This is a genomic window from Pseudomonas sp. Seg1 (genome assembly GCF_018326005.1).
GTDB lineage: Bacteria > Pseudomonadota > Gammaproteobacteria > Pseudomonadales > Pseudomonadaceae > Aquipseudomonas.
Genome location: NZ_AP021903.1, coordinates 3737514 through 3762837 on the forward strand (window position 1 = coordinate 3737514; position 25324 = coordinate 3762837).

The 25324-nt window shown below is 59.9% G+C and carries 17 protein-coding genes and 1 riboswitch; of the genes, 10 read left to right on the forward strand and 7 right to left on the reverse strand.

Annotated features, from left to right (window positions below; translation table 11 throughout):
- Window positions 1-130: 130 nt before the first annotated feature.
- Window positions 131-353, forward strand: a riboswitch (cobalamin riboswitch).
- A 124-nt stretch (window positions 354-477) separates the two neighbouring features.
- From KI231_RS16720 to cobM, 4 genes are all read left to right on the forward strand, one after another.
- On the forward strand, window positions 478-675 hold the full coding sequence (locus KI231_RS16720; protein WP_103302355.1) for a CbtB domain-containing protein: 198 nt from the start codon (window positions 478-480) through the stop codon (window positions 673-675).
- 11 nt (window positions 676-686) lie between these two features.
- On the forward strand, window positions 687-1388 hold the full coding sequence (locus tag KI231_RS16725) for a CbtA family protein (protein ID WP_212809146.1): 702 nt from the start codon (window positions 687-689) through the stop codon (window positions 1386-1388).
- Complete coding sequence (locus KI231_RS16730) at window positions 1385-1798, forward strand: cobalamin biosynthesis protein (RefSeq protein WP_103302357.1); 414 nt, start codon at window positions 1385-1387, stop codon at window positions 1796-1798. The genes KI231_RS16725 and KI231_RS16730 overlap by 4 nt, the downstream gene beginning before the upstream one ends.
- 80 nt (window positions 1799-1878) lie before the next feature.
- Window positions 1879-2625, forward strand: coding sequence for a precorrin-4 C(11)-methyltransferase (gene cobM, locus KI231_RS16735; protein ID WP_103302358.1), 747 nt, complete (start codon window positions 1879-1881; stop codon window positions 2623-2625).
- Window positions 2626-2845: 220 nt separating this feature from the next.
- On the opposite strand, the gene nfuA is transcribed toward cobM, so the two are convergent.
- From nfuA to KI231_RS16750, 3 genes are all read right to left on the reverse strand, one after another.
- Window positions 2846-3430, reverse strand: coding sequence for a Fe-S biogenesis protein NfuA (gene nfuA / locus KI231_RS16740; protein ID WP_003225494.1), 585 nt, complete (start codon window positions 3428-3430; stop codon window positions 2846-2848).
- Window positions 3431-3488: 58 nt separating this feature from the next.
- Complete coding sequence (locus tag KI231_RS16745) at window positions 3489-4502, reverse strand: acyltransferase family protein (protein ID WP_212809147.1); 1014 nt, start codon at window positions 4500-4502, stop codon at window positions 3489-3491.
- 181 nt (window positions 4503-4683) lie between these two features.
- Window positions 4684-6978 carry a fatty acid cis/trans isomerase gene (locus KI231_RS16750; RefSeq protein WP_212809148.1) on the reverse strand — a complete coding sequence of 765 codons (2295 nt, stop codon included), beginning with the start codon at window positions 6976-6978 and terminating at the stop codon, window positions 4684-4686.
- Between the two features lie 155 nt (window positions 6979-7133).
- Here KI231_RS16750 and metH point away from each other — a divergent pair, with 155 nt between their 5' ends.
- Window positions 7134-10844 carry a methionine synthase gene (metH, locus tag KI231_RS16755; RefSeq protein ID WP_212809149.1) on the forward strand — a complete coding sequence of 1237 codons (3711 nt, stop codon included), beginning with the start codon at window positions 7134-7136 and terminating at the stop codon, window positions 10842-10844.
- A 53-nt stretch (window positions 10845-10897) separates the two neighbouring features.
- On the opposite strand, the gene KI231_RS16760 is transcribed toward metH, so the two are convergent.
- Entirely contained in the window at window positions 10898-18139 is a 7242-nt protein-coding gene (locus KI231_RS16760; RefSeq protein ID WP_212809150.1) for an NEL-type E3 ubiquitin ligase domain-containing protein, read from the reverse strand.
- Window positions 18140-18311: 172 nt separating this feature from the next.
- Here KI231_RS16760 and KI231_RS16765 point away from each other — a divergent pair, with 172 nt between their 5' ends.
- Entirely contained in the window at window positions 18312-18530 is a 219-nt protein-coding gene (locus KI231_RS16765) for a DUF2970 domain-containing protein (protein ID WP_042559414.1), read from the forward strand.
- A 6-nt stretch (window positions 18531-18536) separates the two neighbouring features.
- On the opposite strand, the gene KI231_RS16770 is transcribed toward KI231_RS16765, so the two are convergent.
- Window positions 18537-19610 (reverse strand): ABC transporter substrate-binding protein, encoded by a 1074-nt coding sequence (locus tag KI231_RS16770; RefSeq protein WP_212809151.1) that lies wholly within the window; start codon window positions 19608-19610, stop codon window positions 18537-18539.
- 524 nt (window positions 19611-20134) lie between these two features.
- On the opposite strand from KI231_RS16770, the gene KI231_RS16775 reads away from it, so the two are divergent.
- Window positions 20135-21793: a nitrite/sulfite reductase gene (locus KI231_RS16775; protein WP_103302364.1), complete on the forward strand. Its 1659-nt coding sequence runs from the start codon at window positions 20135-20137 to the stop codon at window positions 21791-21793.
- Window positions 21777-22271 carry a DUF934 domain-containing protein gene (locus tag KI231_RS16780; RefSeq protein ID WP_095189786.1) on the forward strand — a complete coding sequence of 165 codons (495 nt, stop codon included), beginning with the start codon at window positions 21777-21779 and terminating at the stop codon, window positions 22269-22271. Before KI231_RS16775 ends, KI231_RS16780 begins: the two co-directional genes overlap by 17 nt.
- Before the next feature lie 81 nt (window positions 22272-22352).
- Here KI231_RS16780 and sohB read toward each other — a convergent pair whose 3' ends face one another.
- A complete protein-coding gene (gene sohB / locus KI231_RS16785) occupies window positions 22353-23384 on the reverse strand; it encodes a protease SohB (RefSeq protein WP_212809152.1) in 1032 nt (343 codons plus the stop codon).
- A gap of 204 nt (window positions 23385-23588) precedes the next feature.
- Between sohB and KI231_RS16790 the strand changes: the two genes are divergently transcribed.
- On the forward strand, window positions 23589-24299 hold the full coding sequence (locus tag KI231_RS16790; RefSeq protein ID WP_212809153.1) for a histidine phosphatase family protein: 711 nt from the start codon (window positions 23589-23591) through the stop codon (window positions 24297-24299).
- Between the two features lie 49 nt (window positions 24300-24348).
- Window positions 24349-24663: an SCP2 sterol-binding domain-containing protein gene (locus tag KI231_RS16795; protein ID WP_008015934.1), complete on the forward strand. Its 315-nt coding sequence runs from the start codon at window positions 24349-24351 to the stop codon at window positions 24661-24663.
- Window positions 24664-24721: 58 nt separating this feature from the next.
- Here KI231_RS16795 and KI231_RS16800 read toward each other — a convergent pair whose 3' ends face one another.
- Window positions 24722-25297, reverse strand: a complete 576-nt coding sequence (locus tag KI231_RS16800) for a hypothetical protein (protein ID WP_212809154.1) — start codon at window positions 25295-25297, stop codon at window positions 24722-24724.
- Window positions 25298-25324: the final 27 nt, after the last annotated feature.

Sequence of the window (25324 nt, forward strand, 5' to 3'; positions counted from 1 at the left end):
AGCCTTTTTGGTTACTTTTTCGGCGTCTGGAAAAAGTGACCCGCCGTAAGGGCGGAACCATAGGCAGCCGTTACCGCAGCAACGGATCCACCCCCGCAAAAAATTGACTAAAAACCCACCCCCATGCTCTCCTACACAACTTGTTACGGGTGCCCTTCACAGGGTGAAACGGGAAACCGGTGAATCATGTGCTTTACTCTTAAGCCATGTCAGTCCGGTGCTGCCCCCGCAACGGTAAGCGAGCGAAGCGTCAAAACCACTGTGCCCGCAAGGCATGGGAAGGTGACGCTTGCAGGTCGGCCTGACGCCAACCCCTCGTGAGCCCGGAGACCGGCCCATAACACACAGCCGCGCATTTGTGCGTTGCTGAACATAACAAACCCGCGGTGGGCGGGCGCTGTTCGAACCTCTGCGTGCCCGACTCGCAGGGGTTTTCATGCGCTCTATTCACCCGCTGACACTCCAGAGGGAAGCGCCATGTCGATCATCAGCAGCACCGGCAGCAACACAGACAAAATCGCCAGCAGCAGCACACTGAGCCAACGTCTGACCGCCGCCATCTTCGCGTCGATTCTCGGCGCCAGCCTCGTCTATTTCGCCGGTTTCTCGCACATCGAAGCGGTCCATAACGCTGCCCACGATACCCGCCACAGCGCCGCGTTCCCGTGCCACTGAGACCCGCCGACATGATCAAGCGAATTGCACAAACCGCAGGTTTCACTGGCCTTCTGGCCGCCCTGCTCCTCACGCTGCTGCAAAGTTTCTGGGTGTCGCCGCTGATTCTGCAGGCCGAAACCTTCGAGAAAGCCGAACCTGTGGCGGAAGTTCACGAACACGCCGCCGGCACCGCCGCACACACCCACGATGCCGAAGCCTGGGAGCCGGAAAACGGCTGGCAGCGCGTCGTCTCGACCACTGGCGGCAATCTGGTAGTGGCCGTTGGTTTCGCTTTGATGCTCGCCGGTCTCTACACCCTGCGCGCGCCGACCAAGACCTCGCAAGGTCTGCTTTGGGGCCTCGCTGGTTACGCCACTTTCGTACTGGCGCCGACGCTGGGCTTGCCGCCTGAACTGCCAGGCACTGCCGCAGCGGATCTGGCTTCGCGGCAGATCTGGTGGATCAGCACCGCCGCCTCCACCGCTGCCGGTCTGGCGCTGATTGCGTTCAGACGGCACTGGCTGATGAAAGTCCTCGGCGTGGCAATTCTCGCCGTGCCACATGTGATCGGCGCACCACAACCGGAAGTGCATTCGATGCTGGCTCCGGAAGCCCTCGAAGCCCAGTTCAAAATCGCTTCGCAGCTGACCAACGTCGCGTTCTGGCTGGCTCTCGGCCTGATCAGCGCCTGGCTGTTCCGCCGCAATAGCGATGGTCAATACCACGCATGAGCAATGACAGCGCAGCGCCGACCTTTGTGGTCGGCCTGGGCTGCCAGCGCGGCTGCCCCGCCAGCACGTTGCGCGCGTTATTCGATCAAGCCTTGCAGGCCCATCGCATCGACCTCGTCGCGGTCAAGGCACTGGCCAGCATCGACTTGAAGCGCGATGAGCCCGGTTTACAGGAACTCGCCGCGCAACTGGCCCTGCCCCTGCTGTACTTCAGCAGTGAAGAACTGGCCAGCTACCAACAGCGACTGAGCCACCATTCGCAAATCGCCTACGAACGCACGGGTTGCTACGGCGTGGCGGAAAGCGCGGCACTGGCCCTCGCCGAGCAACTGATTCAGGCCCCGGCAAAACTGCTGATTTCCCGACAAAAATACGCACAGGCAACGTTGGCATTGGCCGGCGCTGCGTAAAATCCCGATAATCCCCGCCATCGATCATGAGCAATCTTCATCTGAAGCGTTGCCGTGCCTCTTTTTCAAAGGATTCAACGATGACTGTTTACTTCATCGGCGCCGGCCCCGGCGACCCGGAATTGATCACCGTCAAAGGCCAGCGGCTGATCCGCAGTTGCCCGGTGATCATCTACGCAGGTTCGCTGGTGCCGGCGGCAGTGCTTGACGGTCATCAGGCTGAAACCGTGGTCAACAGCGCGGAGTTGCACCTGGAGCAGATCATCGAATTGATCAAAACCGCCCATGCCAAAGGTCAGGATGTGGCGCGGGTTCACTCGGGTGATCCGAGCCTTTATGGCGCGATTGGCGAGCAGATTCGCTATCTGCGCGAGTTGAATATTCCATTCGAAATCATCCCCGGCGTCACCGCCACCGCCGCCTGCGCGGCGTTGCTCGGCGCCGAACTGACGCTGCCGGACGTGTCGCAAAGCGTGATTCTGACCCGTTATGCCGATAAGACCGCGATGCCGGCCGGCGAAGAACTCGGAAATCTGGCGCAACATGGCGCGACCATGGCGATTCATCTGGGGGTCAATCACCTGGAGAAGATCATCGCCGAACTGTTGCCGCATTACGGCGCAGATTGTCCGATCGCGGTGATTCACCGGGCGACATGGCCGGATCAGGATTGGGTGGTGGGGACGCTGGCGGATATTGCCGGGAAGGTTGCGGCCAAAGGGTTTCGGCGCACGGCGTTGATTCTGGTTGGACGGGTGCTGGGGAGTGAGGTGTTTAGCGAGTCATCGTTGTATCGCGCTGGGCATGCTCACCTTTACAGACCGTGAATTGAATGACTTTTGTGGCTGGGTACAAAACCTGTGGTGAGGGGATTTATCCCCGACGGGTTGCGAAGCAGCCCCAAAAAGAGGAACTGCTGCGCAGTTCATCGGGGATAAATCCCCTCGCCACAAAGTAGCCAGACAATGATCACTCTGGTGCATGCAGAAACAGGCATAAAAAAACGGCGCTCACGGGGCGCCGTTTTTCATGTCCGCAGCGAACACCTTAGTAGTAGGCGTTTTCTTTCTGCGTGTGGTCGGTCACGTCGCGAACGCCTTTAAGTTCCGGAATGCGCTCAAGCAGCGTGCGCTCGATACCTTCCTTCAAGGTCACGTCGGCCTGGCCGCAGCCCTGGCAACCGCCACCGAACTGCAACACGGCGATGCCGTCTTCAACCACATCGATCAGGCTGACCTGACCGCCGTGGCTGGCCAGCCCCGGGTTTATTTCGGTTTGCAGGTAATAGTTGATGCGCTCGTTGACCGGGCTGTCGGCGTTGACCATCGGCACTTTGGCGTTTGGCGCCTTGATGGTCAGTTGGCCACCCATGCGATCGGTGGCGTAGTCGACGACGGCGTCATCGAGAAACGCTTCGCTGAACGAATCGATATACGCGGTGAAGCTTTTCAGCCCCAGCGCTGTATCTTCGGGTTTTTCTTCGCCCGGCTTGCAGTAGGCAATGCAGGTTTCGGCGTACTGGGTGCCAGGCTGGGTGATAAAGACGCGGATACCGATGCCCGGGGTGTTCTGCTTGGACAGCAGATCGGCCAAGTAATCGTGGGCGGCGTCGGTGATGGTAATAGCGGTCATGGAAACTCCTCGCAGGCTTGTGGCGGAGTTTACGCCAATCGTTGCGCCGGACAAAGTCCTAGTATTTTTGTCGGGAAAGATTCTCGACAGGCGCGTCGTCAATCCGTGCCTTGAGCCAACGGTAACTGCGTTTTTCCACCCATTCGTAGCTCAACCACGAACCGACGCCGATCGCCAGCGCACACACGGCGAACATCAGATAGGGATTGATCCCGTAGCGTCGAGCGATAAATCCCCCCGCCGACAGCACCAATACATGCATCAGATAAACCGAATAGGAACAATCACCGAGCAATTTCAGCACTCGATTGCGCTCGACATAGCGCTCCAGTGCGATACAGGCCATCACCAGCACCGCACTCGGCACGCCCCAGTTCAGCAGCCGCGGTGCCGGAGCCAGATGATAAATCGCCAACAAGGCGCCGACGATGCCCAGCAACGGTAGCCACAATCCCGCGCCGATCCACCCACGACGGTAGAGCACGCCAATGCCGATCCCCAGCAAAAATTCGTAGACGATGTCCGCCCGGTAGAACTCGTTGACCCAGCCGAATGCCTGGCAGGCACTAAACAGCAGCGCCGCCACCACCAGCAAGCGAACCTGCCAGCGAAATACCAGGGCACAGGCGAACAGCACGTAAAACAGCATTTCGTAATTGAGGGTCCAGCCGACATTCAGTGTCGGATAGATGCCGTAACCGCCGGGATTCTCGGTTGGAATGAACAGCAGCGACAGCAGCAGATGGCTCCAGTCCAGCGTTTGATCCGGCAGCAACGGCTGGGCAAACACCACCAGCAACGCCATCAGCAACGTGTACAGCCAATACGCCGGGACGATGCGAAACAATCGATACAGCAGGAATTGCCCCGGCCGCAGGGTTTTGTCTTCGGTCGAGAGGAAAATCACCAGACCGCTGATGACGAAGAAAATGTCGACGCCCACTGCTCCCTTGTCGATGAACCACTGGCCCACCGGACCTCGCGCTTCAAAGTCGAAGAAAATCTGCATGAAGTGATGGCAGACCACCGTCCACGCGGCGAGCGCACGCAGGGCCTGCACTGAAATCAACATCGACCGCTCCCGTCCGCAATTGCTGAAGTGCCACTAAACCCTGTGGGAGCGGGCTTGCCCGCGATGGCGGAGTGCCAGGCCACATAAATGTTGAATGCGCCGCCCTCATCGCTGGCAAGCCAGCTCCCACAGGGAATTTGGATCTAGTTAGAAATTGGGACAGCAGATCACTCTCAAACGATCAAAGATTCTCGTAGCGGTTCATGTCCAGCACGCCCTCTTCCACCGGATCGGTTTCGTGGAGGTACTGGCTCAGATCGTGGAAATAGAACCAGAATTGCGGATGACTGCGGCGAATGCCCCAGCGTTCGACGATTTTCTCGAAACGATTGGCATCCTTGGCGTTTTCCATCGCATCGACAAACGCCGGAACCTGATCGGCCGGGATGTTGAAGATGAAGTTCGGATAACTGCTGAGCACGCCCGGATAAATGGTCAGCGTATCCAGCCCCGGTTGATAACGCAGCGACTCACCGAGCAAAAACGCCACGTTGCTGTGGGCACGGTTGCGCAACAGGCTGTAGACCTCGCGTTTGCCGCTGGCCGTTGCGATGCGCAACATGGTTGCTTCCGGCAATTGATCGATGACTTTCAGGCCAGCGGCCGGACGCGAAGCCAGGCGACTGAGGGCCTGTTCGGCATTTTGCAGCGCCGGATCAATGTTCGGCCGCGAGCAATACGCGCCATCACAGCGGTTGATCGGATCGGGCCGCGCATTGAGGTCGCCATAACGTGCGAGCAATTGCATGGCGAAGTCGTATTTCGGGTCTTTCTCGTCGAGCTTGAGCGCGGTCGGCTTGTCGTCGTCGATGGCTTCATAGTCGAGCCACATCTTGAACTGGCCGCTGCTCTGGTACCAATCGTTGAGGTAGTCCTCGCGGGAATCGGCCGGCATCAGGCGCAGGAAATTCTGTTCGGCGCCGTTGCGGATCAAGTCGAAATACAAACGGGTTTGCGCCTGATGGGAGACGTTACCGAATACATCGAAGTTGACCGCCAACTGGTAATACGTGCGTTCCAGCAACGGATAGTCGAACAGCCACAGGGTCTGCGGCACTTCACCGATCAGGCCTTTGGTCACCGAAGCGCTGTCGAAGTGGCGGAAGATGCTCAACAGCGCGTTGTCGTTGCCGGCCCACAACGTCGACCAGCTCGGCGCGGGAATATCGGCGTAGCTGTCGCGGCGCAAAGCCTCGTACTCGTTTCGTTTGTTGCGGTAGTTATGCCACAGGCTCAAAACGCTGCCGACATCGTCGTTCTGCCCCGGCATGGCCAACAGCGGCGTGGCCTGGCCGCGATAGTTGGGGTCGGTGATGTACAGGTCATGTTCCGGCGCCTGGAACAGCGCCCAGAAGTTGTCGCGGATCACGTCAGTCGCGATCTGCCCACGGCACACCGGACCGCGAATAAAGGTGCGGACGAAGTATTCGGCGTTATCGAGCATGAACTGATAACGCGCCTGCGCCGGAATCGCTTCAAACGTGGCAAACGGGTTGGCGCGACTTTGCGGGCCGTAGCCGGGCAACGCGCTGACTTGCCAGTTGCCGTTGTAGAACAGGCTTTTGACCCGAGCCATCTTCGCCGCGCTGAGCGGATAGGTGATGTGGGTTTTATGCACGATCACCCCTTGCACCGGCCACAAGCGGTAATACACCTGGGTGCCCGGATCATCGTTGGGGCGACGGGTGGCAATCAGGTCGATCGGCTGACCTGTCGGGGTGCGCGAGCGCACCCACTGAAAGTAGTGCCCCGGCTCGCCATCCTTGAAATAGATGTGCGCCAGAAACAAGTGCTCGAACAACCAGCGCCCGACCAGACTCTGGCGAGCGCCCGGCGCATTGAGCAGGTTTTCCCACTGAACGATCTGCATCGCCTCTTTGGCACTCGGCGCCAGCCCTTGCTCGTCAATCGGCGCACCTGAGGCCAGCCAACGCTGCAACGTCTGATACTGCTGATCGGTGAGGCCGGTCACCGCCAACGGCATGCCTTCCTTCGGATGCGCCCCGGCATAGCCCTCGAATTCGGCGGGCATCGCACACATGTTCTCGCGATTGAGACCGAGCACGATGTCTTCCGGGAGTTTGGCGTTCGGCGTCAACGGGGTTTTGTGCCCCAGCTCAAGCATGCGCGCCATCAACGCGGCCTGACTTCCCTGGGCATCAAGCACCGAATAGAAGCCCTTCTGCTGCCAGGCGCGTTTGCCGAAGGCGTCGTAGAACAAGCGCGTGGTCGGTGCCGCTTGTGTGCGTTCGCCGTCATAGACCGGCATCTTGCTCGCGCCCCGGCCCGCGCCTTCGCCACTGCCCAGATTGAGCTGGCAGGCAGAGTCATAGCACGCATGGCAGGCCACGCACTTCTCGGTGAAGATTGGCTGGATGTCGCGGGTGTAGGAAATGGAAGGCGAGATCGAAGGCTCTTGCGCCGCCGCACCAAAGCTTAAGAACAGCAACACAGTGCTGATGACGCGGTACGACATGCCCTTGATCCCGATCCTGAAAAAAACGCCACGATTCTACAGTATGACGCTCGTACCAACATGAGCGATATTCATGCAAAAGCCTCACATGCTCCAAAACCGCACAGGTTTGTTATGATCCCGCTCCTTCGTAATGGTCTTTCCGAGTAGTCCAAATGTCCGATCGCAGCGTCCGCCTTCAAGCTCTCAAGCAAGCCCTCAAAGAGCGCATCCTGATACTCGACGGCGGTATGGGCACGATGATCCAGAGCTACAAGCTCGAAGAGCAGGATTATCGCGGCAAGCGCTTCGCTGACTGGCCGAGTGACGTCAAAGGCAACAACGACTTGCTGGTGATCACTCGTCCGGACGTGATCGGTGGCATCGAGAAAGCCTATCTGGATGCCGGCGCCGACATTCTCGAAACCAACACCTTCAACGCCACGCGCATTTCCATGGCCGATTACGGCATGGAAGAGCTGGCCTACGAACTAAACGTAGAAGGCGCCCGCCTGGCCCGCAAGGTCGCCGATGCCAAGACCGCCGAGAACCCGGCCAAGCCGCGCTTCGTCGCCGGCGTGCTCGGCCCGACCAGCCGTACCTGTTCGCTGTCGCCTGACGTCAACAACCCGGGCTACCGCAACGTCACCTTTGATGAGCTGGTGGAGAACTACACCGAAGCCACCAAAGGTCTGATCGAGGGCGGCGCCGACCTGATCCTGATCGAAACCATTTTCGACACCCTCAACGCCAAAGCAGCGATCTTCGCCGTGCAAGGTGTGTTCGAAGAGCTGCATATCGAACTGCCGATCATGATTTCCGGGACCATCACCGATGCCTCCGGTCGTACCCTGTCGGGCCAGACCACCGAAGCGTTCTGGAACTCAGTGGCGCACGCCAAGCCAATCTCGGTCGGCCTCAACTGCGCACTCGGCGCCAGTGAGCTGCGCCCGTACCTGGAAGAGCTGTCGAACAAGGCCAGCACCCACGTTTCTGCACACCCGAACGCCGGCCTGCCGAACGAATTCGGCGAGTACGACGAACTGCCGTCGGAAACCGCAAAAGTCATCGAGGAGTTCGCCCAAAGCGGTTTCCTCAACATCGTCGGCGGTTGCTGCGGCACCACGCCGGGGCATATCGAAGCCATCGCCAAAGCCGTCGCCGGTTACGCGCCGCGTCAGATTCCGGACATTCCCAAGGCCTGCCGTCTCTCGGGTCTGGAGCCGTTCACCATTGATCGCAGCTCGTTGTTCGTCAACGTCGGCGAGCGCACCAACATCACCGGCTCGGCGAAATTCGCCCGGCTGATCCGTGAAGACAACTACACCGAAGCGCTGGAAGTCGCCCTGCAACAGGTCGAGGCCGGTGCGCAGGTGATCGACATCAACATGGACGAAGGGATGCTCGATTCGAAGAAGGCCATGGTGACCTTCCTCAATCTGATCGCCGGTGAACCGGACATCTCGCGCGTACCGATCATGATCGACTCGTCGAAATGGGAAGTGATCGAAGCAGGCCTCAAGTGCATTCAGGGCAAAGGCATCGTCAACTCGATCAGCATGAAAGAAGGCGTCGAGCAGTTCATCCATCACGCCAAACTGTGCAAACGCTACGGTGCTGCCGTGGTGGTGATGGCGTTTGACGAAGCCGGCCAAGCCGACACCGAAGCGCGCAAGAAAGAAATCTGCAAACGTTCCTACGACATTCTGGTCAACGAAGTCGGCTTCCCGCCGGAAGACATCATCTTCGACCCGAACATCTTCGCCGTCGCCACCGGTATCGAAGAACACAACAACTACGCTGTGGACTTCATCAATGCCTGTGCCTACATCCGCGACGAACTGCCGTATGCGCTGACCTCGGGCGGCGTGTCCAACGTGTCGTTCTCGTTCCGTGGCAACAACCCGGTGCGCGAGGCGATTCACTCGGTGTTCCTGCTGTATGCGATCCGCGCCGGCCTGACCATGGGCATCGTCAACGCCGGTCAACTGGAGATTTACGATCAGATCCCGGTCGAGCTGCGCGACGCCGTTGAAGACGTGATCCTCAACCGCACGCCAGAAGGCACCGACGCCCTCCTCGCCATCGCTGACAAGTTCAAGGGCGACGGCAGTGTCAAGGAAGCCGAGACCGAAGAGTGGCGCAGTTGGGAGGTCAACAAGCGTCTGGAGCATGCGCTGGTCAAAGGCATCACCACGCACATCGTTGAAGACACCGAAGAATCGCGCCAGTCGTTCGCCCGTCCGATCGAAGTGATCGAAGGCCCGCTGATGTCCGGCATGAACATCGTCGGCGACCTGTTCGGCGCCGGCAAAATGTTCCTGCCGCAGGTGGTGAAATCCGCCCGCGTAATGAAGCAGGCCGTAGCGCACTTGATCCCGTTCATCGAACTGGAAAAAGGCGACAAGCCGGAAGCCAAGGGCAAGATTCTCATGGCCACGGTGAAGGGTGACGTGCACGACATCGGCAAGAACATCGTTGGCGTGGTGCTCGGTTGCAACGGCTATGACATCGTCGACCTCGGCGTGATGGTCCCGGCAGAGAAGATTCTGCAAGTGGCCAAGGAGCAGAAGTGCGACATCATCGGCCTCTCCGGCCTGATCACACCGTCGCTGGATGAGATGGTCCATGTGGCCCGCGAGATGCAGCGTCAGGACTTCCACCTGCCGCTGATGATCGGTGGCGCGACCACGTCCAAAGCGCACACCGCGGTGAAGATCGAGCCGAAGTACAGCAACGACGCCGTGGTCTATGTCACCGACGCCTCGCGCGCGGTGGGCGTGGCCACACAGCTGCTGTCGAAAGAATTGAAGGCCGGTTTCGTCGAGAAGACCCGTCTGGAATACATCGATGTGCGCGAACGCACTTCCAATCGCAGCGCTCGCACCGAACGCCTGAGCTACGCCGCTGCTGTCGCCAAGAAGCCGCAGTTCGACTGGGCCACCTACGAGCCGGTCAAACCGACGTTCACCGGCAGCAAGGTGCTGGACAACATCGATTTGAAGGTATTGGCCGAATACATCGACTGGACGCCTTTCTTCATCTCTTGGGATCTGGCCGGCAAGTTCCCGCGCATCCTCGAAGACGAAGTGGTCGGTGAAGCCGCCACCGCGCTGTACAAGGACGCGCAGGAAATGCTCGCCAAACTGATCGACGAGAAGCTGATCAGTGCCCGTGCGGTGTTCGGGTTCTGGCCGGCCAATCAGGTGCATGACGATGACATCGAGCTGTACGGCGATGACGGCAAGCCAATGGCCAAGCTGCATCATCTGCGCCAGCAAATCATCAAGACCGACGGCAAACCGAACTTCTCCCTCGCCGACTTCGTGGCACCTAAGGACAGCGAAGTGACCGACTACGTCGGTGGTTTTATCACCACCGCCGGCATCGGCGCCGAAGAAGTGGCCAAGGCTTATCAGGACGCTGGTGACGATTACAACTCGATCATGGTCAAGGCCCTCGCCGACCGCCTGGCCGAAGCTTGCGCCGAGTGGCTGCACCAGCAGGTGCGCAAAGAACACTGGGGTTATGCCAAGGACGAAGTGCTCGACAACGACGCGCTGATCAAAGAGCAATACAGCGGTATCCGCCCTGCCCCGGGTTATCCGGCCTGCCCGGATCACACCGAGAAAGCGGCGCTGTTTGCCTTGCTCGACCCCGAAGCCGAAGAAATGCGTGCTGGCCGTAGCGGCGTGTTCCTCACCGAACACTACGCTATGTTCCCGGCGGCAGCGGTCAGCGGCTGGTACTTCGCCCACCCGCAAGCGCAGTACTTCGCGGTGGGCAAGATCGACAAGGATCAGGTGCAGAGCTATACCTCGCGCAAGGGTCAGGAACTGAGTGTGACCGAGCGCTGGCTGGCACCGAATCTGGGTTACGACAACTGAGACCCGGCCCGGGCATGAGCGCAAATCGCGCTCATGCCCGGGCAACCGCGCAATCATTGGCGATGTGACGGGCCTGGCTGGGGTGACGGCGGCGTGGGTGGCACCGCGTCCCCTATCGAGGCCAGCGCCTGCATTTCTGCACGCGACAGCTCCATCAGATTAGCGGTGCGGGCACTGGCCAACTCAACCTCCAGCTCATGCAGCGCCTTCGTGTATTGCTCCAGAGCGGGCCCCTCGGTTCTGTCGGGATGCGCATCCTCGACCTCATCCTGGCGTTTAGAGGCGTTACGCTCAACCGCATCGAATGCGTCCGGATGGCGCTCGCGCAGATACCGCTCCCAGTAATCACGCGAAATCAGATCCTCGATAAACACATCGGAGGCCTCGTCGGCGAGCACCGAGGCACGTGCGCGGGCCAGTTGCTGCCCACGAATCGGTCTGCCGAACATCATGTGCTCGGGTTGCCCCGGCAGCTCCAGCCCATCGGGCCAGCCCGAGGTCATGCCGATTCGATATTCCAGACGCACTTCTGCCCTGTCCTGTCCGCGCCCGGCGCGCTCTGCCAGACGGTCGACGCGGCCCAGACGAAAGAGCCGGCGCGACAGATCCAGCAAGGCGCGTCCGCGCTGCTCCGGGCGCTGGCGCGGAATATCGCGCAATGCGTTGTACTCATAGACCCGGCTTTCCAGTTCGCTGAAGGACAGGATGCGCCCGTCGGAACAGGCGCCGTGGGTCTCGGCATTGATGAACAACAGTTGCCGCAGTTCGGTGTTTTCCGTGGCGGCTTGTATGACACGCCATACGCGATGCGTCAGGTCGGCGCGCGACAGGCGGAAATCACTGGTATCGCGCAGCGTCGACAGCAAGTGAAAAAACGCCTGGCGGTCATCTTCCTGGGCGAGCTGCACCCACAGGCTGGTTCGGCCGGATCGCACTTCAGCGCGGGTATCGACGAGCCACGGCTGCAAGGCTGAGTCAGACACCTCGAATGACGGATTGAGCAGGGTTTCGATGGGTTGCACATTGGCATGGGTATCGTCGCCATCACTGTCGCTGTCGCCCGGAGAATCGATGTCGGAATCGAAATCGCTGTCCGAGTCGCTGATAATCGCGCTGATGCGCAAATCGAGTTCCTGACGCGAAATACCCATCACCGCAACGTCGCCGTGTGCAGCGCTGTAATTGCGCATTTGCTCAAGGCTCATCAGCGACAACTGATAAGTGTCGGCGAGCTGCGTGCCGCCAACCAGTGGCTCATGGGTGCCGTCCAACAGTCGATCCGGAATGACCCTGAAATCGTTGCCGCTCAGGTTCAGGGTCCGCAGGTTCGGCGCCTCCAGCGTCCCTTCCGGCCACCGCACCAGACCGTTGTAGGCCAGATTCAGCGTCTCCAGACGATTGAAGGTGCGGGCATCGAATTGATTGAGGTGGTTATGACCCACGTCCAGCCAGCGCAATTGATCACGACCGGGCAGCCGGTACAACGATTGCGCATCAGCGAACTGGTTGCCGTTGAGCTCCAGGCGTTGCAGCCGGCTCATGCTGAGCACCGCTTGCGGCAGCGCACTCAGTTCGTTGCCGTTGAGCACCAAAGTGCTCAACTGCGGGAAAGCCTGCAAAAAGCCATTGGACCCCTGCGCGGTGATTCGCGACCCCGTCAGATTCAGCGTCCGCACGTGGTCGAATTCGGCTGTCAGCGAAGGCAGGTCGCCGGTGCGCGGCCCCATCAGGCTGAGCTCCTGGCCGGCGTCGGGGGTCAGGGCTGTCACCCCGTCCTGCCAGCATTCGCGAATGCTCAGGGCGGCGAATCCGCGCCCATCGGCGCTGACCACCGCATGGGGCGAACGGGTCTCGCGGGTAAAGATCCAGCCATTGAGCTGGCGCGTCAGTGACTCGTTGGTCTGCTGCCATTCGCCGAGACGGTTGCTGATCTGGTCGTCGCTCATCCCCGCGCTGCGCAGTCGCGAAATGCATTGCTCGGCTTCCGCGGGCGAGATCACTGGATTCAGATTCTGCAGACGTTCAGCGAATCCTGAGGCCTGCGTGCCGGTATTTGCCCTGCGGGGCAGCGGCAACAGGTACTCGACGATGGACCTGGCCGTCTCGCCGGGAGGAAAATCTGCCGGTACGGGTTCCAGCGCAAATCGCTGCAGCGCCCCTACCGGCAACCCCCTGACGTTCTCCACGCGTTGCTGCGCTGCGTTCAACGCGGCTTGGCCTTCGGGACTGAAGGCATTCCCGGTCAGGCTGGTTTTGAGCAGCGCCTCATCGTCGGCCAGAACCGCTGGCGGCAACGACTCGATGGCATTGTCGCGCAGGTCGGCCCAATCAAGCTGCGGCAAATGCTCGGCACCTGCGGGCCATGCCTCGAGTTCAGTGGCGCGCAGGTTCAGCGCCTTGAGCTTCGTCAGCGCGCTGACGTCCAGGGCAGTCAGCGGATTCTGGCTGGCATTCAGGTATTCAAGGCTGGACATGCGGCTGAACTGGCTCTGCACGTGCGGCGTGACGACTACGCTGTTGTAGGAGATATCGAGACGGCTAAGTTGCGGCAGATCGCCCGGTCCGATGGGCAGTTCACTCAAGCCATTGCCGCTGATTTCCAGGGTTTGCGTGCCGCCGAAAGCCCGAATGAAACCGCGCACCTGCTCGACCGGCGCATCCAGCCAGCCCAGCCGCAAGGTGGTCACATCGGCGAAAATCCCGGCCGGCAATGGCGGCAGTTCGCTGATCTTTTCATAGCCCAGCAATTGCGACATTTGCGCGCCCGATGCGGGCAATTCGAACAGGGTCACTTTTTCATTCAAGCCATAGCGGGCTCGCACCACGGCGCGCCAGTTGATCTCCAGTGCGCGCAGAACGCTGGCATTGGGTTCCTCGGTCCAGCGCAACGCTCGCCGGGCGGTGCGTAGTTCTGCCGACGTGCCGGGCTCATAGAACTGGCGAAAGATCCCGGCGTGTTCGGCGCGTAACGCTTCTACGGCGGCGAGCCTCGTCGCGGGCGTATCCCAGAGGGTGAGGATCCGCTCAGGCAAGGGGTTGATGACACCGGGCTCACCGGTCAGAAACGCCAGTTCCCCGTAGCAGAAACCGCGAACCATCAGAGGCAGGTCAACCAGATGCCCCAACGGCCCGGCGTAATTCCTGACGTATTCGTACGCGGGTTTGAAAGCTTCATGGGTGAACTTCGACCAATCCAGCGACAGCCCCGCCCAGAGTTTTTCATGTCCGCTGTACAGCGCCTGCGGAATGACATTGATCGAGGTGTTGGCCAGATCCAGGCGCTCCAGTTGCGGGAGGTGCTGCGCAAAGGCAGGCCATTGCGTCATGGCCGGCGCATCGATCGTGAGGCTCTTCAACTGCGTGAGCGGCGCCAGATCGAGGTTGTGCATGGCGGCAGGATCGACTCCCTCGCACTCAATGTGCAGCGTTTCAAGTGACGTCAGTCCCTGTAATCGTGTGGGAAAATCGGCGGCCAGCTTGAACGCATGGGATCTGAATCGCAGGTTCTTCAGCGAGCGCATCGCACTGAGCGAATGCGGTACGGTCGTCAGCGGCTGCGCACCGGCCGTGTAGGTGTCGAGAAAGTTGCCGCGTTCGCCCAGCGAGAGTTTTTCCACGTCGGGAAAGCGCGCCAGAAAATCATCGGCATTGGCATCCGTCAGCCCGCGCCCGCCCACGGACAACTCGCGGATGTGGCTGAAATCGGTGGTCAACCCCGGCAACGGCTCGAGACTGCTGATCACCAAGCGATCCGCACCGGGTAGCTCTGCGGCCAACGGCGCCTGGCGCCAACAGGCCTTGAGCGCTTGTGCGGTCAGGGTTTTGCGCTCATACGTTGCCTGTGCGTCGGAGCGTGCCGGCGCATCGCGCAACGGCTGCTCCGGCGCGGGCCCCAGCCATCGGTCAAGCGCGGCATTCAGCCCGTCCCAATCGCGCTGCCGGTGCTGCAACAGGTTGAAAATATCCTTGTCGGTTTTCCCCGCCTGCAACTGCCGGAGGACGAAGCCGTTGGCCTGCTGATCGGTCAACTGCGGATACACATCGCGCACGCGCACGGTCAGGTGCGGGTTCAAGCCAGGGCCGCGACCACTGGCGTAGTAGCCCAACAGTCGTTCGTTGATCCGTGTTGGCGGTTTGAACCAGGCGGCCTGCGGTTCCAGCAGAGTCACGGCCTCAGTGCGATGCTGAACGGCATGCTCGATGATCCTGCGGCGTAACTCGGCACTCTGGCTGACCTCAGGCACCGCAAGGCTGCGACGGGCGTCATCGGGCAAGGCGTGCATGATCGAGACATAGAAATTGTCGCCGGCGTCTGGCTGGCTGTTGAGCGCTTCGCCACGCTCATCGAAGGCCTGAAAGCGTTGGCCTTTTTTGACCAGGTATTTTTTGTCGTGGGCGCTCTCGCTGCCGACGCTGTCGAGCAGCGCGCCGCGCTGGCTGCCCTCGCGGACTTCGAGGCGCACGGTGTCCGGCCAGCCCGGCAGGTTTTGCAAGGTGTGCAAAGCCAGACGCCGGCTATCGGCGGTGGCGATATTTTCACTGCGCAGCCCCGCGTAAGCGCGAGTCTGGCGTCCCTGTTGCTGAAACCAGCGCGCCTCCTCCAGCAGACGCAGGGGCACTCCTCGGTTGGCGTTGAGCCGCTCGATTTCTTCAGGCCGGGCATGCGCGAGGATTTCCTCGGCCGCGGCATCGCCGAGTCCCGGACAGGTCCTCCGTAGCAATCGGACGCGCGCGTCTGCCGGCGAAGTGCCGCGATAAATGCTGTCGAAAATCGCCGGCTGGCGAGTCCGGGCGTAATCGGCAATCTGCTGACTGAATTCTTCGGCACGGGCATAGCGCAAGCGCGCCCCGCCCTCACCGAGCAGTCGAATGATTTCAGGCTCATCGAGCTGGGCGAGAATGCGTGCCGTCAGGTCGCCGCGCAGGATGTCGGCGCGGCTCACCCTGATCGGCGCCCTGACGACCGCGCCGCGAATCTTGGGGCTGGCGCCATAGGTGAGCGACTCGCCGGTCAATCGATCCCCATCGAACACCTGCAGCACGCGGCTGGCCGGCCAGCGCGGCATTTCCGTCACCAGCGGCAATGCGTACAGATACAGCGAATCAACCGCTTGGCTGCCGCGCAGTTGCGCGATGACCCGTGCCGAATCCGCATCGGCCCGGAACAGACGCATGGCGTCCTGTAACTCGGGTGGGGGCGGCGCGTTATCCAGATGCATCTTGCGCAGCGCGTTATCGCTGACGCCGCTGATATCGGCCACCTTGAGCAACTGCGCATCGGAAAATTCTTCGGCGGCATGGCCCATACGCCGCAACAGGGTCAACCGGTCCCACTGCAGAGGACGTTCCAGGGTATGCCGCCAGGCACCGCGGCCATTGTGTTCAAGCAATGGCTGGTAAGCGTCAGGATCGGAGGGATGCCTGATGCGCCATTTGCCCAGTGATTCATCAAAGAACTGTTGGTAAGCCTGACCGCCCTGGCGCATGTAGGTTGTTCCATCGACCCGATGCTGCCCTGACAGATTCGGACCGCCGCTGGCCTCCAGTGCCACCGGGGAAGCATAAGCACGCAGATCCGGTTTCCACAGCCGGGTTTTGCCATTGGGCAATGTCACCGGGCGCAGATCTTCGAGCACTGCGGGTGCTTCGGCCGCCTGAAACTTGCGTACCCCGGCGCCCACCCCGGCCATCAACGCAATCTGCACGAGGTTTTCTGCCACATCCACCAGATGATCCTTGGCTGCCCGGCGATCGCCCTCCCCCCACTCGACCGCACCTTCAAGGGTTTCGTACAACAACTGGCCGGCCATCACTACCATCATTACTTCGCCCAGGACTGGCACGAACATCGACACCAGGTTCAGGCCCAGCAGACCGACCTCCATCAGGTGGGCCAGCTTCGCCTCTCGGGCCTTGGCGTCGACCTCTTGGGTCGGCACCGCATGACTGCGCGCATCGGCCAGCACTTTGGCGCAATGTTGCTGGTAGAGGTATTCCCAGAGATCCTCGTTTTCCGCCCAGATGCCTCGCCCCTTGCGCGTGAGGGTAGAGGGTGCGAGATACGGATCCGCTGCCGGCGCAAGTTTCGCCGGACGTTCGGGCGGCAGCTCCCTGATATGGGTAAATGCTGCGGTGTGAGTAAACGCGTTGACAATCGTGCGCCAGGGCGAGCGCCACGGATCGCTGGGGGAGTCGGCGGCCTTTTGCGTGAACTGGCTGAAATAGTACGGTCGCTGGTCGTAGGGGACGAACTGGCTGAAAAAGCGTTGGTACGGGGTCGGCTCTGCGCCGGTGACCGCGGCGCTTCCTGCAGTGAACAGGCTCTTGAACTCTTGCTTCATCTGCGCGCCGCTGTAGCGCTTGAGCGGATGTTCGGGATCGTTGGGAACGTAGAGAATCACTTCGTCGCTGTAGCGATATTTTTCGCAGATCGAGAACGCCACGCAGCCAGTCATGCGCTTTCTCATCAGGCCCAGGTCTTCGAACCAGACCTGCTTGCGGCCCATCCACGGATGCCTCTCGCCGTTGATCACCGAAACGATCATCGTGTAGTCCGCCGGTTCAATGTCCTTTTTCAACAGCGCCAGTTCAGCGGCGGCGCGCAGAGCTGCCTTCTGACTGGCGATGAACGGCTCGCGAAGTGCGGTGGGTGCAGTCGTGGCGGCCGGATAAAAGAAGCCCTTCAGATACGCCTGGTATTGCTTGCCGATGTCCAGGCTGCGGCACAACGTCAGAAACTGGCTGACGCTGAGGTTGACCGGCACCGCTTCGTAAGTGTCCGTTGTAGCGGTTTGCTTAACGAACCCGGAAGTCTTGTGATAGGCCCCCGGTTTGCATTCGTAATCTTCGAAATTGTGCAGTGCGGCGTCGAGCATCGACAGCTTGAGCACTTCGAACGATGACAGTTCGATCTCGAAAATGCTGATTTCCAGTGGGCGTCGCAGGCACAGCAGGATCTTGTCGACATCCACTTGCAGCTGGAATCGGTCCTTCAGGGCCTTGATCAACAGGGGCCGGGCGAATGCTTCAACGTCCTGAAACGTCGCCATGCTTTGGTCCAGACGGTTCTGCGCCTCAAGACTGGCGACGAAGCTCACATTCAAGGCCTCGCGCTGGTCAGGTGCGGCGTTGCGGTACCACGGTGGCAGCGTTGTATGAATGTCCTTGAATGCCTGGCGTCTTTGCGTCGAAGCGTCGGTCAGCCATTGGGGGATGGATTGTTCGAGGAAGTCGCCGTGCAGGCTTTGGGTTGCCGCTGGCCGGACTGTTGGCGCAATGGATGGGATGACGGTCATGGTCGCTCCTTTTTGGTGGAGCCAAGAGCAGACCATCTCGAACATTCGCATCTGCGGTAGATAGATATCGCACGGTGAGTGGAAACCAATCGACTGTATGGGCGCGCGCGGGCAGGCCATCGAGTGGCAAGTTGGCTATGCTCTTCTGGACAACTGACGCTACGAGGGATTTATGGACGATCCAGTCGACAACAAACCGCCGAGCTTCTGGCAAATGTTGCACAGCGTGATGGCGGCAGCGTTCGGGGTGCAGAGCGGCAAAAACCGGGCAAGGGACTTCACCCACGGCAAGCCCAGCCATTTCGTGCTGCTGGGCATTCTGTTCACGGCGGTGTTCGCCCTGACGCTGTTTGCCATCGTCAAACTGGTGCTGCATTTCGCCGGGGTTTGACGAGTTTCAGCGCATCAGGGTCTGCAAGGTGAACGGATAACGGTAGGAAGCCGGGCGGCCCTTGGCCGAGAGTTTGCGAAAACTCACGCCGTAGTCTGGCGACTCACCCATGGCCAGCATTTGCCGGGCCTGCCTTTTGTCGATCAGTTGCAACAAGGGCAACTGCCGGTCACGCCCGCCGAACTGATTCAGATCGACGCCTTGCTGATAGTCATGCACTTCCACCAGGGCCCAGCCGCCCAGGGTGAAGTGCCCGCCCAACAATGCACTCAGACGCCCGTCGACCATCGCCTGCAAAGCCGCCGGTGAAGTATTGACCGCGCTGAACAGGGCGTCTTTGCCCGGGACCTTGCCGGCCTCGGAAAACGCGCGCATTGCGCCGAACGCCATCTCATCATTGGCCGACCACACCAGCGACACCTTCGGATAGCGGGCGAACAGTTGTTTCGCCTGTTCGTAGGCACGTTGCTGCGTCCAGCCGCTGTAGACCAGTTGACGCAGGCGTACCTGCGGATGCTCGGCCAAAGCGCGCTGCATGCCGTGTTCGCGCAACTGCGCCGACGGGGTGATCTTCAGACCGGAGAACGCCAGCACTTCAATCGGCTCATTCGCGGCAACGGGCGGGTGCAGACGAATCAGTTCCTTCATCATCAGATAACCGCCCTCCTCGTCGTTCGGCACCAGACTGCCGATGCGGTCGGTGCGCTCGCCGACCAAGGCCTGCTGATTGGGGGTCAGTGCGGCATTCACGATAAACAGCTTTACCCCGCTGTTTTGCGCAAGTCGCAGGATCTGCGGGGCAACGTATTGTTCGTTGGCGAATATCAGATAATCGGGCCGATTCGAGCCCTGCAACGCCAGACGCGCCTGTGCCAAGGTGAGTTCAGGCTGGCGTTGGGAATAGAGGATTTGCAGATCGATCCCCAAGTCCCGGGCGGCCGCCTGCATGAATTGTGAATAGTTGAGCCAAAAGGCTTCCTGCGTCGAGCCCGGGTTAAGAAACAGCACCGACTCCGCCCGTGCGCAGGTGGAAAACACCGCACCGAAGAGCAGAAAGCTGACGTGGAGAAACTTGAACATTAATCATCCGGGCCCAAGGAAAAATGGCCGCGCATTATAGCCATCCAGACACCGGCTATTGACGCCTGATCCCGTTTTTTGTCCGACAATCGTCGGGCGCGGACCCGGATGGGTCGTTTACTGATGACTGACCCAGAATACCGCTGTCCCCACGACCAGAATGATCAGGAACAAAATGGCCCATGCATCAACGCTGCTATCGCTTTTCCTTGCCTTGGTCGGATTGCTCATTGCATCGCCTCTTATCGGTTTTATCGGTGATTGCAGAAAGACTCGTCCACAGTTAAGACGATGATTGTCCGCACGACAAATGTGGAATAGCTAATAACTGTTCTCGTTAGGCGATTTGGTTCTTTACATATACTCAAACATCACTTTTGCGCATAACTGCAAACGGGTATATTGCCCCGGCTCCGTTAGGGAGTGCGCGGCCGTGCGCGCAGAATTGCAGAGGCACCATCGGACTCCAGCAAGCGAAAACGCAGCGTTTTCCGAGTAGCCCAAAGCCTGAGAACAGGACTTATATGTACGTATACGACGAGTACGATCAGCGGATCATCGAGGACCGCGTCAAGCAGTTCCGTGATCAGACCCGACGCTATCTGGCAGGTGAGCTGAGCGAAGAAGAATTCCGCCCCCTGCGCCTGCAAAATGGCCTGTACATCCAGCGTTTTGCGCCGATGTTGCGTGTTGCGGTGCCTTACGGCCAACTGACTTCGCGTCAGACGCGCATGATGGCCAAGATTGCCCGCGACTACGACAAGGGCTACGCCCACATCAGTACCCGGCAGAACGTGCAGTTCAACTGGCCGGCGGTGGAAGACATCCCGGACATCCTCGCCGAACTGGCCACCGTGCAGATGCACGCGATCCAGACCAGCGGCAACTGCCTGCGCAACGTCACCACCGACCAGTTCGCCGGTGTCGCCGCCGACGAATTGATCGACCCGCGCCCATGGTGCGAAATCGTCCGTCAGTGGACCACCTTCCACCCGGAATTCGCCTACCTGCCGCGTAAATTCAAGATCGCCGTCAACGGTTCGACCGCTGACCGCGCCGCCATCGAAGTTCACGACATCGGTCTTGAACCCGTGCATAACGAAGCCGGCGAACTGGGTTTCCGCGTGCTGGTGGGCGGTGGCCTGGGTCGTACTCCGGTCGTCGGTGCGTTCATCAACGAGTTCCTGCCATGGCAGGATCTGTTGAGCTATCTCGACGCCATCCTGCGGGTCTACAACCGCTACGGCCGTCGCGACAACAAATACAAGGCGCGGATCAAGATCCTCGTCAAAGCCCTCACGCCTGAAGTGTTCGCACAGAAAGTCGATGCGGAAATGGAACACCTGCGCGGTGGCCAGACTACATTGACCGAAGCGGAGCTGCATCGCGTCGCCAAGCACTTCGTTGATCCGGACTACAAGGCGCTGGACAACCAGACCGCCGAGCTGGCCGCACTCGACAAGGAACATCCAGGCTTCGCCCGCTGGCGCACCCGTAACACCCTGGCGCACAAAAAGCCGGGTTATGTGGCCGTGACCCTGTCGCTGAAACCGACCGGCGTCGCGCCGGGCGACATCACCGACAAGCAGCTCGACGCCGTTGCCGATCTGGCCGACCGCTACAGCTTCGGCCAACTGCGCACCTCCCACGAGCAGAACATCATTCTTGCCGACGTCGAGCAGAGCCAGTTGTTCACCCTGTGGGGCGAGCTGCGTGAAGGCGGTTTCGCGACGCCGAACATCGGCCTGCTGACCGACATCATCTGCTGCCCGGGCGGTGATTTCTGCTCGCTGGCCAACGCCAAGTCGATCCCGATTGCCGAATCGATCCAGCGCCGTTTCGATGACCTCGATTACCTGTTCGACATCGGTGAGCTGGACCTGAACATCTCCGGATGCATGAACGCCTGTGGTCACCACCATGTGGGCCACATCGGCATTCTCGGCGTGGACAAGAAAGGCGAAGAGTTCTATCAGGTCTCCCTCGGCGGCAGCGCCAGCCGTGACGCGAGCCTGGGCAAGATCCTCGGCCCGTCCTTCGCTCAGGAAGCCATGCCTGACGTCATTTCGAAGCTGATCGACGTGTACGTGGAACAACGTACCGAAGACGAGCGCTTCATCGACACCTATCAGCGTATTGGCATCGACCTCTTCAAGGAACGCGTCTATGCAGCGAATCATTAAGAACAACGAAGTCGTCGACGAAACCTGGCACTTGCTGCCCAAGGATTTCAACATCGACGAAATCAGCAATTGCGACGATCTGATCGTTCCACTGCAACTGTGGCGCGAGCACAGTCGCATGCTCAAGGCCCGCGACGGTGGCTTGGGCGTATGGCTGGACGCCGACGAAGAAGCCGAGGAAATCGGTGACGACGTCGCCGAGTTTCAGGTCATTGCGTTGAACTTCCCGGCGTTCACCGACGGCCGCAACTACTCCAATGCACGCCTTTTGCGTGACCGTTACGGTTTCAAAGGCGAGCTGCGGGCAATCGGCGACGTGTTGCGCGACCAGTTGTTCTACATGCACCGCTGTGGCTTCGACGCCTTTGCCGTGCGTGCGGACAAAGATCCCTACGAAGCCCTGGAAGGTCTCAAGGACTTCTCGGTGACCTATCAGGCCGCCACTGACGAACCGCTGCCGCTGTTCCGGCGTCGCTAGGCTTTCGGCCTTCCCTGCTGACAAAAAGCTGCGGACAAAAAAACGCCGGTCAATGACCGGCGTTTTTTATGCCTGCCTGTTTTACCAGAAACGTTGCTGCGTCAAACGACTCCACCAGCTCAACAGCACGCGATCCACCGAACCGCTGGCCGCCATGCCGATGCGCTCTTGCAGACTTTTGCGTTCGGCGTAATGCAAGTGATAGACCTCGGCCTGTTTGGCTTTCTGGGCGAGGTATTCATCACTGGTCTTGAGTTCATCGACCAGTTGCATGTCCAGCGCCGCGACGCCGAGCCAGACTTCGCCGGTCGCCACTTCGTCGATGGCCAGTTGCGGGCGGTAGCGGGCAACGAAGTTCTTGAACAGTTGGTGGGTGATGTCCAGGTCTTCCTGGAACTTCTCGCGGCCCTTTTCGGTGTTTTCGCCGAACACGGTCAAAGTGCGTTTGTACTCACCGGCGGTCAGCACTTCAAAATCGATATCGTGCTTCTTCAGCAAGCGATTGACGTTAGGCAACTGCGCAACCACACCGATCGAGCCCAGAATCGCAAACGGCGCACTGATGATCTTCTCGCCGATGCACGCCATCATGTAGCCGCCGCTCGCCGCGACCTTGTCGATGCAAACCGTCAGCGGCACACCGGCTTCGCGGATACGCGCCAGTTGCGACGACGCCAGACCGTAGCTGTGCACCATGCCGCCGCCACTTTCCAGACGCAGGACGACTTCATCCTTGGGTGTGGCGAGGGTCAGCAATGCGGTGATTTCGTGGCGCAGGCTCTCGGTGGCCGAGGCCTTGATGTCGCCATCGAAATCGAGCACGAACACGCGAGATTTGGCCTCGGGCTTGTTCTTTTGCTTCTTCGCGCTTTTCTCGGACTTGGCCTCGCCCTTGCGCAACGCCTTGAGCTGGTCCTTGTCGAGCAGCGTCTGCTCCAGACGCTCACGCAGGCCCTTATAGAAATCATTGAGCTTGCTGACCTGCAGCTGCCCCGCCGACTTGCGCCGCCCCTTGCTGCGCAGCGCGGCAAAACTGGCAAGCACCACCAGGATGGCGATCACCAGGGTGACGGTCTTGGCCAGGAAACTGGCGTATTCGGTGAAAAACTCCACAGAGACTCCTTAAAACGATGCGTGGATGTACGGCACACGCGGAATGGTTCCAGCATACCCATGCGCCGGCTCGTCGGCCAGCCGTGAAAACTCTGGCAACACGCCTGTAACGGGCATTTCAAACAAGCGTATGTTTTTTCATTGACAGCTCAGCATCATCCTCATAACCTCGCCAAACCTTCAACGTACCGGGATGACGCGGACGTGGGCAGCATCTATCTGATTCGACATGGCCAGGCCTCCTTTGGTGCAGACGACTATGACGTCCTGTCGCCGACCGGTGTGCGCCAGGCAGAAATCCTCGGCCAACACCTGGCCGAACTGGGGATTCGCTTCGATCGCTGCCTGTCGGGTGACCTGCGGCGCCAGCAACACACGGCCACCAGCGCGCTGGAACAGTTCACTGCCCAAGGCCTGTCGGTACCAACGCTGGAAACCGATTCTGCCTTCAACGAATTCGATGCCGACGCGGTGATTCGCGCTCTGCTGCCGGCGATGCTGCCGGAAGAACCGGAGGCCCTCGAGATCCTGCGCAACGCCGCGCAAAACCGTGGTGAGTTCCAGCGCATCTTCGCCTTGATCATCGAGCGCTGGCTGACGGGAACCTACGATACTCCGGGGCTGGAGAGCTGGCTGGGCTTCGTCGAGCGAGTCCGGGGCGGGTTGCATCGCATCCTTGAGCAGGCGGAAAAAAACCAGAAAATCGCCGTGTTTACCTCGGGCGGCACCATCACCGCCCTGCTCCACCTCATTACGCAAATGCCTGCCAGACAGGCCTTTGAATTGAACTGGCAAATCGTCAACACCTCGCTCAACCAGCTGAAGTTCCGCGGTCGCGAGGTGGCTTTGGCCTCCTTCAACAGTCATGCACATCTGCAACTGTTGAAGGCCCCGGAACTCATCACTTTTCGTTGAGTCCGGATTACCGTGAACCTTGCTGTATCAACCAAATAAGGATTGAACCATGACCTCCGTAGCTGACGCCGTACAAGCAATGAAAGCCAAGTTCAACCCAGCCGCTGCTGCCGGTCTGGATCTGGTCTTCGGTTTCCGCATCGACGACACCAAGAACTTCTCGCTGATCGTCAAGGACAGCACCTGCGAGCTGCAAGAAGGCGAGAACCCGGACGCCCAGGTCACTCTGGTGATGGACGGCGAAACCCTGGAAGGCATCGTCGACGGTTCGACCGACGGCATGCAGGCGTTCATGGGCGGCAAACTGCGCGCTGAAGGCGACATGATGCTGGCGATGAAACTGTCCGAGCTGTTCCCTTCGTAAGACTGCCGTTCGCTTACAAACAAATCCCGCCTGTTTGGCGGGATTTGTCGTTTCAGGGTCACTGGATGCCGTCGGCGTCCAGCTCCTTGAAGACCTGCCGATCGGCGATCTGGGTCTGACTGTCGGGGTACATCAACTGGACGCTGCCACCGGGGATGATTTCACCGGTTTGCGCATCACGGGCGAAGGTGATGACATACCGCTCACCCTGATACTTCAGGTAAATGTTGTAATAATCCTGCGGCTGATCCGGCGCTGCAAAAGCGCTGTAGCGATAGCGGGTCCGTGGCACCAGCATTGGCCAGTGCTTTTGTAGCAACTCGCCACTCACTTCGGGATCCGCAGACTCCAGAGCAACAATCGCCGTCGCGACCAATTCATCGTTATTTGCCGAGGTCAGAATTAGTGGCTGTGTGCGTTGCATGGTGATGAGACTGACCTTGCCATTCACAACATCCCGACGGTACATACCGTTGCTAAACCACCTGGAAGCATCAAAGCGGTTCTCTTCAGGGCTCCAGTCGCCGTAATACATATCAACCCTTGAAGGGTAGAGATAAACACTCAACGGAAGAATGACAGCAAGCAGCACGAGCGCTTGAACGACCCTGGTCCTGAAAAAATGACTTTTCACTCGATGACCTGCGAACGTCTGCGTCGA